The sequence below is a fragment of the Lactobacillus jensenii DSM 20557 genome, assembly GCF_001436455.1.
In the GTDB taxonomy this organism is placed as follows: Bacteria; Bacillota; Bacilli; order Lactobacillales; family Lactobacillaceae; genus Lactobacillus; species Lactobacillus jensenii.
This window is the reverse complement of the sequence record NZ_AYYU01000049.1, coordinates 1-2,770: the sequence shown is the minus strand read 5'-3', so window position 1 is coordinate 2,770 and position 2,770 is coordinate 1. Positions and strand designations below refer to the sequence as shown.

The window sequence follows — 2,770 nt, the reverse complement described above, 5'->3', positions numbered from 1 at the left end:
TACGGATAATTACATATTTACCTTCAAATGAATAAATCGAAATAAATCAATAGGTAATATATTCACAAATTTTGCTTTTTATATAATGCTGCATAATCACTTATCTATATCGCTTATGTAAATAAAAGAGAATATAGAGTAAAATTAATCAGGTGATATATTATTTATTTTGGAGAGTGAATATGAAACTAAAAAAATATCCTTGGTTATTAGCTGGTATAATTACAGCAATTATTTTTTTGACAATAACCTTTTTCAGACATGAAAATGTCTACGCAGGGGGAGTTATCACTTCTGGTGACTTAATGACCCAATACACATCTTTTTTTCAATATTTTAGACATGTGATTTTAGGTAATCATTCAGATTTTGCTTATAGCTTTTCCAATGGATTAGGTGGAAGCATGATAGGTAATTGGGCTTACTATCTATTAAGTCCTCTGAACTTTATTGTTTTATTATTCCCCGCTTCTAAAATAACCATAGCTTTATATACAATTATTTGGATTAAAGTGATGCTAGCAGCTGGTAGTTTTTGCTATGCTATTCAAAAATTAACTAAGCTAACATCTACTTTGGCTATCACAGTTTCAATTAGCTATGCACTTTCGAGCTATACAATTTTTTACATGGGAAATTTAATGTGGCTAGATGCTATTATATTTCTTCCTTTGCTAATATTATTAACCCATAAATTTGCAGTTGGTAGACAGAAACCTATCTATTCTATCATTTTAGCTATTACTATATTGGCTAATTACTACACTAGCTACATGATTGGATTGTTTCTAATAGCTTATTTCATTTATATTTCCTTTTTAAAGTTTAAAACCTGGAAAAGATTTTTAAAGAATTTAGCTTACTTTGTACTTTATTCAATAAGTGGAGTATTATTGACTCTTTTTATTGAACTACCTACACTACTTAATTTGAAAGAAACAAAATTAAGTACTCACTATGCTATTACTAATTACAGTATTCCTAAATTGCTTTTTAATCTTCCATCAAATATGCTTTTTGGAGCAAGCAACACTCAACTTCCTCTTATTTATACTGGTAGTTTAGTTTTGCTATTAACAATTGCATATTTTTTCAATATTCATATACAAATAAGAGAAAAACTTGCTACTTTAGCCTTGCTTTTATTTACTTGTTCAGGATTATTATCTAATAAACTTTATGTTTTATGGCATGCTGGTCAGCCACCTCAATCTTATCCTTTTAGATTTGCATTTATACTTAATTTTTTATTTATTTTGGTTGCATGCTATCAGTTGGCAAAACAACAGTTAACAAAAAGACAAGTTGAACTCACCACTATTATCTTAGGAATATTATTTATTATTTCAGCTTATATAAGACATAAAAATTCTATAAATTTAGCTTGGATTATTTCTTCAGTATGTTGGATATTAATTGCTACTGTCACTTATTGGTTTTACACTAAGAAGAAAATCAATAGTATATGGTTACTAATTATTACAATTTTAGAAATAAGTTTAAACGCAATTTTTAGTTGGCATTCTGTTATCCCATCTAGTTATGAAAACTATACTGTTGAAACTCAAAATCTAATTAATAAATTACCAGCTACTGCTAAAAATAGTCGATTAGAAAAGAACTTTTTAATTAATCAAAATAGGGGCGAAAGCTATACATTTAATTATCGAGGAGCAACTGTCTTTTCTTCAAATAATGATATTAAAATTAGCAATCTTTATGATGATTTGGGATTACAAGGACTAGGATACTTCTATTTTTATTTAACTGGAACTCAATTGACTGATGCTCTATTTGGTATAAAAACAAATATTCAAACAAATCGGCCTAACGATACAATTCCTAAATTTCGTAACTATGGATTAAGAGAGGACTTAAGCCAGAACCCTATTTGGTATAAAGATTCACATAATATAGCTTATAAATCAGAAACTTTTCCATTAGCATTTGCAGGGTACAGTTATAATAACTTTATTCCTATTTCTAATAATCCATTAGAAAATCAAAGTAAAATATTAAATAAACTAACAAACTCTAATAACAATTACTTTAGTAAAGCAATTCAAGGAAGAATAAGCTATCAAAATGCTAAAATTTCAAGTAATCAACAAAATATAAGTTTTAAGCAAATAGATACTTCTAAGTCTACAACATTAACTTTTAACTATATTGCAACACCTAATACAAGTGCATACATAATTTTAGACAAACAAATCATGACCGCCGAAGATGGAGATTCTAGAGCAAGTAAATTAACCATTAACGGAAAAAGCTTTAGATCCATGCCATTTAGCACACAACCTATTGGAATTTTTGTACCAGCTTCTGGAAAAGTCACTTTAACTATGACATTTAAAGCTTCTACTCATAATTTAACAATAATTCGGCCATCGCTTTATCTACTTAATAAAAAAGAATTGTGGCAAACTATTAAAAAAGCTCAAAATAATAAAATGAACCTCACTAATTGGAAAGGAAATTCGATTTCGGGTACTGTTACAATTCACAAGGGACAATCTTTAGTTACTACTATTCCTTATACTAATGGTTGGCACGCAATAGTTGATGGAAAATCTACACCGATTAGTAAAACTCTCAATTCCTTCATAGCCCTTAACCTACCATCTGGTAAACATACAATTAATTTATATTTTGAAATACCTGGATTAAAACTAGGGATATTTTTGACTATATTGGGTGCACTACTTTTACTAATAGAAAGTATTTTTATCAAGAAAAAACAATAAGCCGTTTGCCAGATTTGAACTGG

1 protein-coding gene is annotated in these 2,770 nt (G+C 28.4%); it reads left to right on the top strand.

Annotated elements, in window-relative coordinates:
* Window positions 1–182 precede the first annotated feature (182 nt).
* Window positions 183–2,747, top strand: coding sequence for a YfhO family protein (locus FC45_RS07320; RefSeq protein WP_006588221.1), 2,565 nt, complete (start codon window positions 183–185; stop codon window positions 2,745–2,747).
* The last annotated feature ends 23 nt before the right edge of the window (window positions 2,748–2,770 follow it).

Coding starts and splice junctions, on each gene's coding strand:
- FC45_RS07320 (WP_006588221.1), top strand. CDS start 183: ATGAAACTAAAAAAATATCCTTGGTTATTAGCTGGTATAATTACAGCA.